Raw genomic sequence first — 13876 nt, forward strand, 5'->3', positions numbered from 1 at the left:
CATGGGAATCAATTCAAGACCATGGATGAGTCATGATTACACCGGCACAACAGACACTCTTTCTCCCCTTCGATCAGGACATTCTGGATATGCCCGAAGAGGGGCAATCCTTTCTTGCGTGTGGTCTTTCTGCGGATCGGCGTCTTGAGGACGAATGGAAACAGGCGCTGACCTTCCTGCAGCCTTGGCGCCCCGATTGGCTGGTGCTGGAAAAGGAGGGCTTCAAGACAGTTCCCAGATTGGGCGAGGAGAAGCGTTTTTCCGGCGGGCTACTGCTGCTCGGAAAACATCGCGGGCGCAATGAGGCGTGGTTTGCGGAGCTCCTGGCGCGTGTTGAGCCCGGTGGGTGGATTGCCGTGTCAGGCGACAAGAAGCTCGGCATTGACAGTTTTCGAAAATGGGCCAGCAATATCGCCGAGATCAGCGACCGCATGTCGAAGAACCATGCCGTGGCGTTCTGGTTCAGACGACCAGCCGACCTCACCGATGAATTCATCGCGGCTCTGAAGCCGCTTGCGACCGATATTGACGATGTGTTCCGCACAGAACCCGGCATGTTCTCGCACGGTGTTATCGATAAGGGTTCGGCGCTGCTCGTGCCGCATATGGAAAAGATTGTTTTTGGTAACGTCGCCGATCTTGGCGCCGGTTGGGGCTATCTTGCGGCGCAATGCTTGAAGTTTGCGGATCGCATCAAGTCTATCGATCTCTATGAAGCCGATTATGAGGCGCTGGAAGCGGCGCGCGGCAATCTGGAGCGGCTTGGTGCATCAGTGCCGATCAGCTTCAACTGGTTCGATGTGACGAGTGAAAAGATGGCAGGCATCTACGACACCGTGATTATGAACCCACCGTTCCATGAGGGGCGGGTGACGGATGTTTCGCTTGGTCAGGCGTTCATTGCCGCTGCCGCGTCACGCCTGAAGCCGGGCGGGCGTCTGCTTATGGTCGCAAACCGGCAATTGCCTTATGAGACGACGCTCAAAGGACTGTTCAAGAATGTGACTCTTCTCGAAGAGGCGAACGGTTTCAAAATCTTCGATGCGAAGAAATAAATAAAAAGGCCGCCCAGAAGGCGGCCTTTTTATAAGATGGCTTGGCTTATTCACCGCGCTCCGCGTCAGAGCTTTTCAGCTCTTCAAGCGTCGGCATGGAGACGATGTTGTAGCCGGAATCCACATAATGGACTTCACCGGTGACACCGCTCGAGAGATCAGACAGCAGATAGACCGCCGATTTGCCGACATCATCGATGTCGACGGTACGGCGCAGCGGCGAGTTACGGCGCTGATAGCTGAAGATTGCGCGGGCGTCGCCAATACCGGCACCGGCAAGCGTACGCACCGGACCGGCCGAAATGGCGTTGACGCGGATGCCCTGCGGGCCGTAATCGGCAGCAAGATAACGCACCATGGCTTCAAGCGCGGCCTTGGCAACGCCCATGACGTTATAGTTCGGGATGGTGCGCGTGGAACCGCCATAGGTCAGCGTCAGGATCGAGCCGCCGTCCTTCATGAGTTTTTCAGCGCGCTGTGCCATTTCCGTGAAGGAGTAGGCGGAAATCACCATTGTGCGGCTGAAATTTTCGCGCGTGGTGACGTCTGCGTAGCGACCCTTCAGTTCGGTCTTGTCGGAGAAGCCGATGGCGTGAACGATGAAATCGAGCTTGCCCCACTTCTTTTCGACTTCGGCAAAGACCGCATCGACCGACTCGATATCTTCAACATCGCAAGGCAGTACGAAATCGGAGCCGACCTGTTCGGCCAGCGGCTTTACGCGCTTGCCGAGTGCATCACCTTGATAGGTGAAGGCTAGTTCGGCGCCCTGTGCTGCGAGTTGCTTTGAAATTCCCCAAGCGAGTGAGTGATTATTCGCGACCCCCATGATGAGGCCGCGTTTGCCTTTCATCAAACCTTCCATATTTTCCCTCTCCCTCAGCCCTGATAGCGCTGGAAAACCAGCGTCGCATTGGTGCCGCCAAATCCGAAGGAGTTGGAGAGCACGGTATTGAGCTGAGCGTTGTCAATGCGCTTGCGAACGATAGGCATGTCCGCGAAGGCAGGGTCCAGTTCTTCGATATGTGCGCTTTCGCAAATGAAATTGTTGTGCATCATCAGAAGCGAGTAGATCGCTTCCTGCACACCGGTTGCACCGAGCGAGTGGCCGGTCAGCGACTTGGTCGCAGCAATCGGCGGGCAGGCGTCGCCTGAGCCGAAGACCTGACGGATCGCATCGATTTCCGGGGCGTCGCCTGCTGGCGTCGAGGTGGCGTGTGGATTGATATAGTCGATTTTGCCCTCGACGGTCGAAAGGGCCATCTTCATGCAGCGGATCGCGCCTTCGCCGGACGGGGCGACCATGTCGTAACCGTCGGACGTCGCGCCATAGCCGACGATTTCGCCGTAAATCTTGGCGCCGCGGGCCAGTGCGGTTTCGAGGTCTTCCAGCACCAGCACGCCAGCACCGCCAGCAATGACGAAGCCGTCGCGATTCTTGTCATAGGCACGCGATGCAGTGGATGGCGTGTCGTTATACTTGCTCGACATGGCGCCCATGGCGTCGAACAGGACCGAAAGCGTCCAGTCGAGGTCTTCGCAGCCGCCTGCGAACATGCGGTCCTGCTTGCCATACTGGATCATTTCGAACGCATTGCCGATGCAATGGTTGGAAGTCGCGCAGGCCGAAGAAATCGAATAGTTGATGCCCTTGATCTTGAAGAAGGTCGCAAGCGTCGCGGAAGCCGTCGAGCTCATGGCTTTTGGCACGGCAAACGGGCCGACGCGCTTTGGGCCTTTTTCGCGGGTGATGTCGGCAGAATCGACGATGGTGCGGGTCGATGGACCGCCGGAACCCATGATGATGCCGGTGCGGTCGTTGGAGACCTCCTCTTCGGAAAGCCCCGCATCCGCAATGGCCTGATCCATCGCAATATGGTTCCAGGCCGTGCCACGGCCATGGAAGCGCATCGCGCGACGATCGACCAGTGCTTCGACGTCGATATTCGGAGCGCCGTGCACCTGACAACGGAAGCCAAGCTCGGCATATTCCTCAGCGCGGGAGATGCCGGACTTTGCTTCACGCAGCGAAGCCGTGACCTCTTCGGTGTTGTTACCAATCGAGGATACGATCCCCATACCCGTTACGACCACACGCCGCATCGCGTTCTCCTTTACACCTGATCCGTGAGCGACGTGTCCGTCATGCGGACTGCCGCCTGTTCGCGGTTACATAGGTGCGATCTTCGCATGTTTTGAGCGCGGCCGCATGAAAACTGTTCACTTTTTTGCAGTCGCGCTCGTGGATGATGGTGATTGAGGTGCCTTACTGGCCCTCGCTGTCCTTCGACAGGCCGACGCGCAGGTCAGACGCCCGGTAGATGGTTTCGCCATCGGCTTTCAGCCAGCCGTCAGCCGTGCCGAGCACAAGGCGGCCACGCATGACGCGCTTGAAATCGATGCCATATTCGAGAAGCTTGGTATGCGGACGCACCATGCCCTTGAACTTCACTTCACCGGTGGAGAGAGCCATGCCGCGACCCGGCTCGCCGAGCCAGCCGAGGAAGAAACCGGTCAGCTGCCACATGCCATCAAGACCGAGGCAGCCCGGCATGATCGGATTGCCCATGAAATGACACGGGAAATACCAGTCATCGGGGCGCACATCATACTCGGCGCGGATATAGCCCTTGTCGAACTCACCACCGGTTTCGGAAATATCGGTGATGCGATGGACCATCAGCATCGGAGGCAGGGGAAGCTGAGCATTGCCGGGGCCGAACATCTCGCCGCGTGCGCAGGCCAGGAGTTCTTCATACCCATAGCTTGATTTCTGTTCTGCCATTACGCCTCCCTTGAGGTTCATTCTGTATCGACCGGCAATCCGGCCCGGTTGTAGGTTTCACCGGAACATCCCTACCACAGACTGTTTCCGGCAGTAAAATCATGCATTGAGTTATTTGGGGGGTTTATCCGAAAAACCGGCCAATTCCCAAGCCTATTGATACTTATTTCGCAACGGCATATATCAATGTCAGTATGCAATGGGCAACAGCCCGTTTGACGATTGATGATTTTGCAACAAGCTTGTGACGGAACCAACGGTGAATATGCAGTCTTCACATACCCACTCGACGGTCTCGATGGAAGAGCAGCTCCGCCGCGCGGGCCTGCGTCCGACGCGGCAGCGCGTTGCGCTTGCGAGCCTGATCTTCGCCCAGGGCGATCGCCATCTGTCTGCAGAAGACCTGCACGAAGAGGCCGTGATGGCCGACGTGCCGGTGTCTCTGGCGACGGTCTACAACACGCTGCACCAGTTCACGGAAGCCGGTATGCTGCGTATCATCGCGGTTGAAGGCTCGAAGACCTATTTCGATACGAATATCTCGGATCACCAGCATTTCTTCCTCGAAGGGGAAAATGTCGTGTTCGATATTCCACACGGCGAAAGAGGTCAGCCTACGGTTGCCAACATGCCGGATGCGCCGCATGGCATGGAAATCGTGAACGTGGATATTATCGTTCGCCTGCGCCGCAAGAGCCAGTAACGAGCGCTCCTTTTAGTTGGACATGAAAAGAAAGCGGCCATGGCCGCTTTTTTGTTGCCTATTGGACCGTATGGGGCTGAAAAGGGATAAAGTTCTGCACCCCCGGCTGAATCGCCTCCCAAGCCTGGCCGGAGCACATTCGAAGGAGATATCATGCGTAAGCTACTTGTCGCCGCGACCATTCTCGCCGTGTTCACCGCTGGCAGCGCCTTTGCAAAGACCATCCGGATCGGAGTGACGCCGGGGCCGCACGCCCAGATCATGGAAAAGGTGAAGGAAGTCGCCGAGAAGAACGGTCTTGAAATCGATATTCAGGAATTCTCGGATTATGTCATCCCGAACATGGCGCTTGCGGATGGCGCACTGGAAGCCAACTCCTTCCAGCATAAGCCCTATCTCGACAATCAGGTTGCCGATCGTGGCTTCGACATTGTGAGCGTTGCCGAGACGGTCAACTTTCCGATGGGGCTGTATTCAAAGAAGCTGAAGAATATTTCGGAGTTGGCCGACGGCGCGACAATTGCGATCCCCAATGATCCGACCAATGGTGGTCGCGCTTTGCTGGTTCTTGCTGAAAACGGCATCATCAAAATCGACCCGGCCAAGGGGCTGAAGGTCAGTGCCCTCGATATCGTTGAAAACCCGAAGAACCTCAAATTCGTTGAACTCGATGCGGCACAGCTTCCGCGTTCGATGGAAGACGTCGATGCGGCCGTCATCAACACCAACTATGCCATGGAAGCTGGCTTGAACCCGGCAACCGATCCGCTGGTGCGGGAAGGCGAGAAAGCGCCTTACGTCAATATTCTCGTCGTTCGCACCACCGATAAGGATGCCGACTGGGTGAAAACCCTGATCTCATCCTACCACAGCGATGAAGTGAAGGAATTCATCGCCACGACGTTCAAGGGATCGGTGGCGCCTGCCTGGTGATATTCCGAGGTGGAGGCGGGGCGATTTTTCGCCCCGCTCGCTTATCAGCCTTTCAGTTCCATCTGGATGTTGCGAAAGGGAAGGCCTTCATCGTCTTCCGATCGCTGACTGGTTATCTTGAAGCCGAGACGGCTGTAGAAACGACATGCCCGCTCATTGTCGGCATAAACTTCAAGCGATAGCTCGCCTTTCAATGCCAATGCATGGCGGATCAGAATTCGCCCTGTTCCGCAGCCTTGAACGTCAGGATCGACAAACAGCCCGCCGATAAAACTATCGAGCAGGCCGATAAAGCCAATCGGCCTGTCATTGATCGTGGCAACCCATGTTTCTGCCTTCTCGAGATAGACGTCTTCGATGAGTTTGCGCTGGTCTTGAAGCCGATCTCCTCCGAGAAAGGAATGGGCCTCCAAGGAGGCGCGATACCAGATGGACGACAGGGATGGCTTGTCCGATGCCTGATAGGCGCGGATTATCACGTCATGATTTTTCATGGTCTTCCAGAGTTTTGAGTATGCACAAGAGTTCCGCCGTACGGGCGGGTTCAAATCCGTTAAAACGGTCGCGATGAACGTCTGCGCATAAAACTCCTTTGAAACTCAATTCAGAGCGCACTTCGATCTGATTGAATGAGATCGACGCTCTGATCGCAGTATCGGTTCGTGTCTGGCGAAGTCAAGCTTGCCCGGTTCTCTTATCCCACTCCGTGAGACCGAAGTCAGTCGAAGACTTCGCCCGGATAAACACCCCACAGGTCAGATTGCTTGATCCAGCCGCGTACGCCGCCCATGTCCACCCGACACCATTGACCGGTGCACTCACGCACGGTGCCGACTACACCCGGTTCGATTTCGGCAGCAAGTCCCGATGTGTCGGCGGCATCGCGGCGCATATTGATCATCGAACCCAGATTGTTCTTGAGCCAGGGGGCTGTGATGGCAGTTCGCTTTCCGGAAAGCAGCGACTGGTAGACCCAGCCTTCCGTGCCGTCCGCATCGCGGATACGACGCCAGTTGTCATATTCCTGGATGATCTCGACGGGCAGTCCCGCCTTCATGAAAAGCCATGAAACCGCATAGTCGCGCCCCGGACCGATGCGCAGATTGACGCGTGCGGGTTTAAGGCTGACGAAACGTGGCACGGGAAGTCCGCTTGCGCCGACAGTCGTGCCCGCGGGCTCTGCGGCCCGTGCGGCATGCCTGTGTGAAGCGCCAAGCGGCGCCAGAATGAGAAAAAATGCCAGAAAGCCAAGCATGGCTATCCAAAAGCGTTGCGAAAGTACTCTGTACAAACTGCGACCTCTCGCCGTCCTGTCACGACAGCACGGTAGTAGCTTCAGCAGTTAAAGGGGGCTGCGAGGCGACGTTGCCGTCCTGTTTTCAGATCGCACATCCGTCTGTATGGAACAGATCGAAAGCGACCTAATTGTTTGATTTTAAATGTATCTTTTCAGAAAATCGATGTGGACTTTCCAAGAGACACCTGAAGTTTCCGGTTTTTCTTTGTCTTTGCCGCTTCGCCTTGATAGAGATGTTCAGCCGAAGCAATATCCCATATTGCACCGCCTTGGTTAAGGAGGTCTCAACATGAAGCTTCGGTTAACGCATTTTCGGGAAAAGTGGGAGTCGGTTTTCCGCTGGAAATGTGCAGGAAATTTCTTGGAGCGTGCCCTGCCAGTTGGTTACAATACGGGCTGTTCCGGGGGCTTTGCTCAACGATGGGGTGGAGATGTCGAACAAGAAGAAACCGCTGGTCGTTCTTACGCGAAAATTGCCGGACCCAGTGGAAACCCGAATGCGGGAACTGTTTGATGCGCGTCTGAATATAGACGACCACCGCATGAATCAGCCGGAAATCATCGCTGCGATGAAGGAAGCGGACGTTCTGGTGCCTTGCATCACAGATGTCATCGATGCAGCTGCGATCGAACAGGCGGGTCCCAATCTCAAGCTCATCGCAAATTTCGGTAATGGCGTGGATAATATCGACGTCGCGGCCGCCGCAAAGCGTGGAATCACCGTCACCAATACGCCGAATGTCCTGACCGAAGACACGGCGGATATGACCCTGGCACTTTTGCTTTCCGTGCCTAGACGTTTGGTGGAAGGTGCCAATGTGCTGGGCGAGCGCCACGGACAATGGCCAGGCTGGTCTCCGACCTGGATGCTCGGACGGCGCATCTGGGGCAAGCGCCTCGGGATCGTCGGCATGGGACGCATCGGCACGGCTGTCGCCCGCCGCGCCAAGGCTTTCGGGCTTTCCATTCACTATCACAACCGCAAGCGCGTCAACCCTGAAGTCGAGGAAGAACTGGAAGCGACCTATTGGGATAGCCTCGACCAGATGCTGGCCCGGATGGATATCATCTCGGTCAACTGCCCTTCGACGCCTGCCACATTCCATCTGCTGTCCGCACGCCGCATCGCGCTGATGCAACCGACTGCCTATATGGTCAACACAGCACGCGGCCAGATCATTGACGAGAATGCCCTGATCGAGCTGATCGAACAAGGCAAGCTTGCCGGGGCGGGGCTGGATGTTTTCGAGAACGAGCCGGCGGTCAATCCGCGGCTGCTGGCGCTTGCCGAAAAGGGCAAGGTCGTCCTGCTGCCGCATATGGGATCGGCCACCATGGAAGGTCGCATCGATATGGGCGACAAGGTCATCATCAATATCAAGGCTTTTGTCGACGGGCACCGCCCGCCCGATCGCGTATTGCCGAACCGGGTTTAATTTTTCCGGCTCGCGGTCTTCGTTTCTTCGGCGTTTTTGCCGTCAATGAAACGAAGCACCGTATGCGCATAGAGACGCGGATTTTCGACCGGGACGCCGTGCCCGGCATCAGGCAGAATGATCAATTCAGCACCCGGTATCTGACTGGCGATGAACTCCGTATGTTCGCGTGTGATGGCCGTGTCGCGGTCTCCGATCACAATCGCCGTGCGCACGCTGATGCCGGACAAGTCCTCGTCCGTAAAGTTCGGCTCGTTCGCCCACAGCGCGTGGATTTCCTTGTCGATGCTCTCATAGTGGCGCAGTTCCGGTATCGGTTTTCCTTCGGCGCGGGCCTCGGCATAACCGGTATTGCCGTCAGGCGTGACGTTTGCCGCCTGCGCAAACAGGCTTGTCAGCCGTTCAGGATAGCGCATGGCGATGTCGAGGCCGATAATGCCGCCATCGCTCCAGCCGACTAGATCGACCTTGTCGATGTGGAGAAAGTCGAGCAGCGCCACATAGTCGTCGGCCATCAGTCCATAGGTGATCGGATCATCGGTGCGGGTGGAGCATCCCTGTCCGCGACTGTCGGCAACGATTACGGTGTGGTCGCGCGCAAGGATCGGAAGTTGTGCATCCCATACATGCTGGTCGGACAGGCCGCCGGGAATAAGCAGGATTGGCGAGCCTTCGCCGACGATCCGGTAATACATTTCGATGCCGTTGACTTCTGCAAAGGCGGCAGGCGACGCGGGAATGGTCATGCGTGCAATTCTCTCAGGTGAAACGGGGGATGGAAAAGACAAAACAAAGCCGATCAGCAAAGCGGCTATCGTCGATGTGGTCTTTCCCTTCATGGATCCCCGGTCTCATTTTCAGGGTCTGCGGATAAGCGTCGGCAGATCGTAGAGATAGGCAATGCGCTTGATGGCGTTCTGCAGCGGTTCCAGCGTGACGGTCATCGTATGACCGCTCGCATGAATCAGCATGTCAGGCGAGGCACAGATGGCGACATGGCCCTTCCAGAAGACCAGATCGCCGCGCTTCAAATTCGAATAGGTCGCATCGGGTTCGATGATTTCGCCGAGCGTATCCTGCTGCATGTCGGAATCACGCAGAACCTTGCGGCCCGCCACCCACATGCACAATTGCACAAGGCCGGAGCAGTCGATGCCGAAGCCCGATGTGCCGCCCCACAGATAAGGCGTATGAAGAAGGGTTTCGGCGACCGCCACATAGTCGGCTGCATGTTCACCGACTGGCGCAAGGTGGCTTGCGATCAGCGCCTCGCCGCTTTCCAGCAGTGCATATTTCGTACCGCGCGTTTCGGCTGCGCCGACGATGCGCACGCGAGAGCCGAGCGACAGTGCCTTGGTGTGCGGGAAACGCAGATCAGAGCCGGGATAGACGAAAGTACGCGGCACAATGACCAGATGTGTTTCGGCGCCAGCAGTCTGCTCCAGCGCGGCAGAGGAGACATAACCCGTATAGCCGTCGCGTTCTGCCTGGACCCACGACCAGCCGTCCATTTCCTCGAAGACACGAACGGGATCGCCGAAAATCATCTGTGTCTGCGGACCGCTATCCATACGCGGTTCGGCGCGCAGATCGACAACGGATGCGGAAACCTGCATTGGTGCTCCGGCGGTAAAACGCGCCGCTTCCACCTGACCGGTCAGCCGTTCGTCGGCGAGGTCGGGGCGATAAGCGTTGAGGCGGCGGTCGAGCATGGTCAAAGTGGTAACTCCCTAGCTTTGGCGATCACCAGATCGCCCAGTCTTTCAACATAAAGTGCACCGGCGACCGTCCTCTTTACTAGCACATTTCGCCGGTCTTTTTCATCACGATGCCGGGAGACGAGTTCAAGCGCTCCCATCGTGTCGAGCGCGCGGGTAATCACCGGCTTGGTGACATTCAGTTTTGCTGCAAGTCCCCGCACGGTATGCGGCGGGGGCTCCAGATAGATGGTCAGGAGAATGGCTGCCTGTCGCGTGGTGAGATCGGGCATCTCATCACGTACCTGTTCCAGCGACAGGGTTCTCAGCAATGTCAGCGCCTGCAACGGCTTTAGCTCAATTGGCATCCGGTTCCACCCAAATGGGGATTGTTTCGGAACCGTTTTATTCAAGCTGTTTTCGGCGTTGCAGGCAAGTGGATTCAGCGCGCCGGGTAACGCTCCTTCAAAAGTTGGTAAAGAGCGCGAATGGCTTGCGCTTCGCCGCCGACCGGGGAAGCGGGTTTTTCGACCGGCACCCAACCGAAAATGTCGAAATGCGCCCATGCTTGAGCTTTTTCGACAAATTTGCTGAGGAAGAGCGCAGCCGTGACCGATCCGGCAAAGCCGTCGGTGGTGACATTGTTGATGTCGGCGATCCGTGAGGACAGTTTCTGCGCATAGGGCTTCCAGAGCGGCATGCGCCATAGCGGGTCTGCTGTGGAATCCGCGCTTTGCGCGATGGAAGCAGCAAGTCCGTCATCATGCGTGTAGAATGGCGGCAGGTCGGGACCGAGCGCGACACGTGCCGCGCCCGTCAGCGTTGCCATGTCGATCAGGAGTGCAGGTTCTTCCTCGTCGGCAAGCGCAAGCGCGTCGGCAAGAACCAGTCGGCCTTCGGCATCGGTATTGCCGATTTCGACGGTTAAGCCCTTGCGGCTTTGCAACACGTCACCCGGACGGAAGGCATTACCGGCAATCGAATTCTCTACCGCCGGGATCAATACACGCAGCCGCACCGGCAGTTGCGCGTCCATGATCATGGAGGCGAGGCCCAGCACATTGGCGGCTCCGCCCATGTCCTTCTTCATCAGCAACATGCCGCTTGCCGGTTTGATGTCGAGGCCGCCGGTATCGAAACAGACGCCCTTGCCAACCAGCGTGATTTTCGGGTCGCTTGCCTTGCCCCAGCTAAGATCGATCAGGCGTGGCGCAATAGCGCCAGCACGACCGACCGCATGGATCATCGGAAAATTCTTCTCCAGAAGCGCATCGCCTTCGGTAATGGCAATATCGGCTTTGTACTTGGACGCCAGTTCACGGGCCGCATTTTCGAGAGCATCTGGTCCCATATCGTTGGTCGGCGTGTTGATGAGATCGCGCACCAACATAACCGCAGCGGCGATGCGGCGGATTTCCGCTTCGTCCACGCCATCGGGCAGAGCGAGGCGGATCGCCTTGCCATTGGCCCTGCGATAACGCGTGAAACTATAAGCGCCCATCAGGAAGCCGAGAACGGCAAGGGCCGCCTCATCGACCGCGCCTTCGATATGCCAGTCTCCTTCCGGAAGGTTGCGCGCCAGCTTTCCGGCCAGAAGCTGCGACTGGCTGCCCTTTTCCTCGCTGCCTGTTCCGAAAAGTGCACCCGACACCGATCCGCCTGCGCCGGGGAGGACGAGCACACGTCCGGCTTCGCCGTCAAACCCGTTGGCCCCGGCCCATGCAATTGCATCGGCGGGAAGACCGGCGGTTTCCAGTCCGCCTTTCGGCGTAAACCAGATCGGACGGCTTTGTTCGGATTTTTGGGAAAGAAGTTCGACAGACATGATGCTCTTTCTGACCAGTAAGCGATGTCCGGCAAAAGCGCTGGGATTTTGTCGGAAGTTCATAAAACAAACAGATACCGCGCCTCCCGAAAAGTGTGAAACGGTTTTCGGATAAGATGCGCGCTAAAACAAACAGATAGCGTGATTATTGCCGCGCGGAAACAGAAACCGCAATCGCTATATTAACCAATCGTTAGGGTTAACAGATTATTGATCTAGCAGGAATTGGGCTTGAGGGTGAAAACCAGAGACTAAAGCATGTTGGATGCGCGACACGCTTTAGCAGGAGAGGCGGGATGCTGAATATCGTTCGAAAAGACGTTATCGCAACACGTCTTGGTTTCGCCTGCATTCTTTCAGCATTGGTTCTTTCCGGCTGCACATCCGTCGACCGAACCACGACCGGTTCGGTCCGCCGTGCGGCGACGGTCGCCACTTTCGATCACATGAACGACGCGCAGCTTGCTGCGATGGCCGGGCGGCTCGGGGCGCAATACGAGCGCAATCCGAAGGACCGTCAGACGGCGCTCAACTACGCCAATGTGCTGGCGCGCCTTGGCCGCAACGATCAGGCGCTTGCCGTCATGCGGGCGCTTGCCATTGTCTATCCGAAAGATCAGGCTGTTCTTTCGGCTTATGGCAAGGCGCTTGCGGGTGCAGGCCAGTTTGAAGGCGCACTTGATGCCGTTCGCCGCGCACAGAACCCGGCCTATCCCGACTGGAAACTGGTTTCCGCAGAAGGCGCCATTCTCGACCAGATGGGCAGGAAGGAAGAAGCGCGCGCGACTTATCAGAAGGCGCTGCAGCTTCAGCCGAATGAACCGTCGATCATCTCCAATATGGGGATGTCCTATCTTCTGGCAGGCGATGCACGAACTGCCGAAACCTATTTCAAGCAGGCCGCTGCCGCTCCGGGCGCCGACAGCCGCGTGCGTCAGAACCTCGCGCTGTCAGTCGGTTTGCAAGGCCGCTTTCAGGAGGCGGAAGCGATTGCCGCGCGCGAGATTTCTCCGCAACAGGCCAAGGCCAATACGGATTATCTCCGTTCCATGCTGGCCCAGCAGAACTCCTGGAACATGCTCAAGGACAAGCCGAAGGGCTGAGGCCTCTCTTAGTTTTCGTCATGTCTGAATGAACGGTTGTCAGTTGCCGCCAAACAATCCGCCCTGCGCCGAAATCTGGATGAAGGCCGGGCCGAGGATGACGATAAAGAGTACCGGCAGGAAGAAAACGATCATCGGCACGGTCAGCTTTGGCGGCAGGGCCGCAGCCTTCTTTTCAGCGTCCAGCAGACGTAAATCGCGGCTTTCCTGAGAAAGCGTGCGAAGCGCCTGCGCCACCGGGGTGCCGTAACGCTCGGCTTGAATCAGTGCCTGCGTTACGGACTTCACCGGATCCAGCCCCGTGCGATTGGCGAGGTTTTCATAGGCCTGACGGCGCTCCGGCAGGAAGGAAAGCTCGGCATTGGTCAGCATCAGTTCTTCGGCAAGCTCGACGGATTGAATACCGATTTCATCGGCCACCCGGCGAAAGGCAGCTTCCGTGGACATGCCCGATTCGACGCAGATGAGCATCAGGTCGAGCGCGTCCGGCCATGCGCGACGGATGGATTGCTTGCGCTTGGTTGCCCTGTTGGAGACGTAGAGGTTCGGCGCATAGAAACCGGCATAGCCCGCGAAAATGCAGACGAGCAAACGAACGAAGAAGGTTTGATCGGCAAGCACACCGAGCATGAAAATGTAGATGGCGGCAATCAACATGGCGCCGAAAGGCAGCACAAAGCGCAGAAACAGAAAGATGTTGAGAGGGTTTTGTCCCCGGAAGCCTGCTTGTCTGAGCGAAGCGATCGTCTTTTCGTCGGCAAGCGCGCGCTTGAGATCAAGCCTTTCGACGAATTCGCGGATGCCCTGTTTCTGCTGATGCCGCAGGCTGTTGCGGCGGTCGCTTTCTGCTGCAAGACGGGCACGCTCCCGTGAGCGAATGGCTTCGCGCTCGGTGGCGACCGATTTCATGCGTGATTTGAGTGCGCTGCCGCTCAGAACCGGCATGAGGATCGTTACTACAGTTGCAAAAACCGCAACCGTGATCAAAGCGCCGATGAGAAACTGCGGGTCGGTCAATTTTTGTGTGAGGAGAGAAAACATG

The 13876-nt window shown here is 57.2% G+C and carries 15 protein-coding genes; 5 read left to right on the forward strand and 10 right to left on the reverse strand.

Going from position 1 to position 13876, the window contains the following annotated elements; all coding sequences use genetic code 11:
- Nucleotides 1-32: 32 nt before the first annotated feature.
- Complete coding sequence (locus FG152_RS04315) at nt 33-1055, forward strand: class I SAM-dependent methyltransferase (protein WP_010657781.1); 1023 nt, start codon at nt 33-35, stop codon at nt 1053-1055.
- A gap of 46 nt (nt 1056-1101) precedes the next feature.
- On the opposite strand, the gene fabI is transcribed toward FG152_RS04315, so the two are convergent.
- The 3 genes from fabI to fabA all read right to left on the reverse strand — a co-directional run bounded on the left by fabI (nt 1102) and on the right by fabA (nt 3840).
- Nucleotides 1102-1920: an enoyl-ACP reductase FabI gene (gene fabI, locus FG152_RS04320; RefSeq protein WP_010657782.1), complete on the reverse strand. Its 819-nt coding sequence runs from the start codon at nt 1918-1920 to the stop codon at nt 1102-1104.
- Between the two features lie 14 nt (nt 1921-1934).
- Nucleotides 1935-3158 (reverse strand): beta-ketoacyl-ACP synthase I, encoded by a 1224-nt coding sequence (gene fabB / locus FG152_RS04325; RefSeq protein WP_010657783.1) that lies wholly within the window; start codon nt 3156-3158, stop codon nt 1935-1937.
- Nucleotides 3159-3321: 163 nt separating this feature from the next.
- The gene (gene fabA / locus FG152_RS04330; protein WP_010657784.1) at nt 3322-3840 is read right to left on the reverse strand and encodes a 3-hydroxyacyl-[acyl-carrier-protein] dehydratase FabA; all 519 of its coding nucleotides are present in this window, start codon (nt 3838-3840) and stop codon (nt 3322-3324) included.
- Nucleotides 3841-4105: 265 nt separating this feature from the next.
- On the opposite strand from fabA, the gene irrA reads away from it, so the two are divergent.
- Both irrA and FG152_RS04340 read left to right on the forward strand, forming a co-directional pair.
- The gene (irrA, locus tag FG152_RS04335; protein WP_012090985.1) at nt 4106-4543 is read left to right on the forward strand and encodes an iron response transcriptional regulator IrrA; all 438 of its coding nucleotides are present in this window, start codon (nt 4106-4108) and stop codon (nt 4541-4543) included.
- A gap of 153 nt (nt 4544-4696) precedes the next feature.
- Nucleotides 4697-5476, forward strand: a complete 780-nt coding sequence (locus FG152_RS04340; protein WP_029926147.1) for a MetQ/NlpA family ABC transporter substrate-binding protein — start codon at nt 4697-4699, stop codon at nt 5474-5476.
- A gap of 44 nt (nt 5477-5520) precedes the next feature.
- Here FG152_RS04340 and FG152_RS04345 read toward each other — a convergent pair whose 3' ends face one another.
- Together FG152_RS04345 and FG152_RS04350 are read right to left on the reverse strand one after the other, a co-directional pair.
- A complete protein-coding gene (locus FG152_RS04345) occupies nt 5521-5970 on the reverse strand; it encodes a GNAT family N-acetyltransferase (protein WP_029926138.1) in 450 nt (149 codons plus the stop codon).
- Between the two features lie 224 nt (nt 5971-6194).
- Nucleotides 6195-6767: an SH3 domain-containing protein gene (locus FG152_RS04350; protein WP_454623035.1), complete on the reverse strand. Its 573-nt coding sequence runs from the start codon at nt 6765-6767 to the stop codon at nt 6195-6197.
- Between the two features lie 437 nt (nt 6768-7204).
- On the opposite strand from FG152_RS04350, the gene FG152_RS04355 reads away from it, so the two are divergent.
- A complete protein-coding gene (locus tag FG152_RS04355) occupies nt 7205-8209 on the forward strand; it encodes a 2-hydroxyacid dehydrogenase (RefSeq protein ID WP_010657789.1) in 1005 nt (334 codons plus the stop codon).
- Here the strand turns inward: FG152_RS04355 and FG152_RS04360 are convergent.
- The 4 genes from FG152_RS04360 to FG152_RS04375 form a co-directional block, all read right to left on the reverse strand.
- Nucleotides 8206-9048, reverse strand: coding sequence for an alpha/beta fold hydrolase (locus tag FG152_RS04360; RefSeq protein ID WP_029926137.1), 843 nt, complete (start codon nt 9046-9048; stop codon nt 8206-8208). The genes FG152_RS04355 and FG152_RS04360 overlap by 4 nt on opposite strands.
- An 18-nt stretch (nt 9049-9066) precedes the next feature.
- A complete protein-coding gene (locus FG152_RS04365; protein ID WP_498985426.1) occupies nt 9067-9921 on the reverse strand; it encodes a C40 family peptidase in 855 nt (284 codons plus the stop codon).
- 2 nt (nt 9922-9923) lie between these two features.
- The gene (locus FG152_RS04370; RefSeq protein ID WP_010657792.1) at nt 9924-10274 is read right to left on the reverse strand and encodes a MarR family transcriptional regulator; all 351 of its coding nucleotides are present in this window, start codon (nt 10272-10274) and stop codon (nt 9924-9926) included.
- 74 nt (nt 10275-10348) lie between these two features.
- Complete coding sequence (locus FG152_RS04375; protein WP_029926135.1) at nt 10349-11731, reverse strand: leucyl aminopeptidase family protein; 1383 nt, start codon at nt 11729-11731, stop codon at nt 10349-10351.
- Nucleotides 11732-12027: 296 nt separating this feature from the next.
- On the opposite strand from FG152_RS04375, the gene FG152_RS04380 reads away from it, so the two are divergent.
- Nucleotides 12028-12834 carry a tetratricopeptide repeat protein gene (locus FG152_RS04380; RefSeq protein ID WP_010657794.1) on the forward strand — a complete coding sequence of 269 codons (807 nt, stop codon included), beginning with the start codon at nt 12028-12030 and terminating at the stop codon, nt 12832-12834.
- A 39-nt stretch (nt 12835-12873) separates the two neighbouring features.
- On the opposite strand, the gene FG152_RS04385 is transcribed toward FG152_RS04380, so the two are convergent.
- A complete protein-coding gene (locus FG152_RS04385; protein ID WP_010657795.1) occupies nt 12874-13875 on the reverse strand; it encodes a type II secretion system F family protein in 1002 nt (333 codons plus the stop codon).
- Nucleotide 13876: the final 1 nt, after the last annotated feature.

The sequence above is a fragment of the Ochrobactrum sp. XJ1 genome, assembly GCF_024701725.1.
GTDB classification, from domain to species: domain Bacteria; phylum Pseudomonadota; class Alphaproteobacteria; order Rhizobiales; family Rhizobiaceae; genus Brucella; species Brucella anthropi.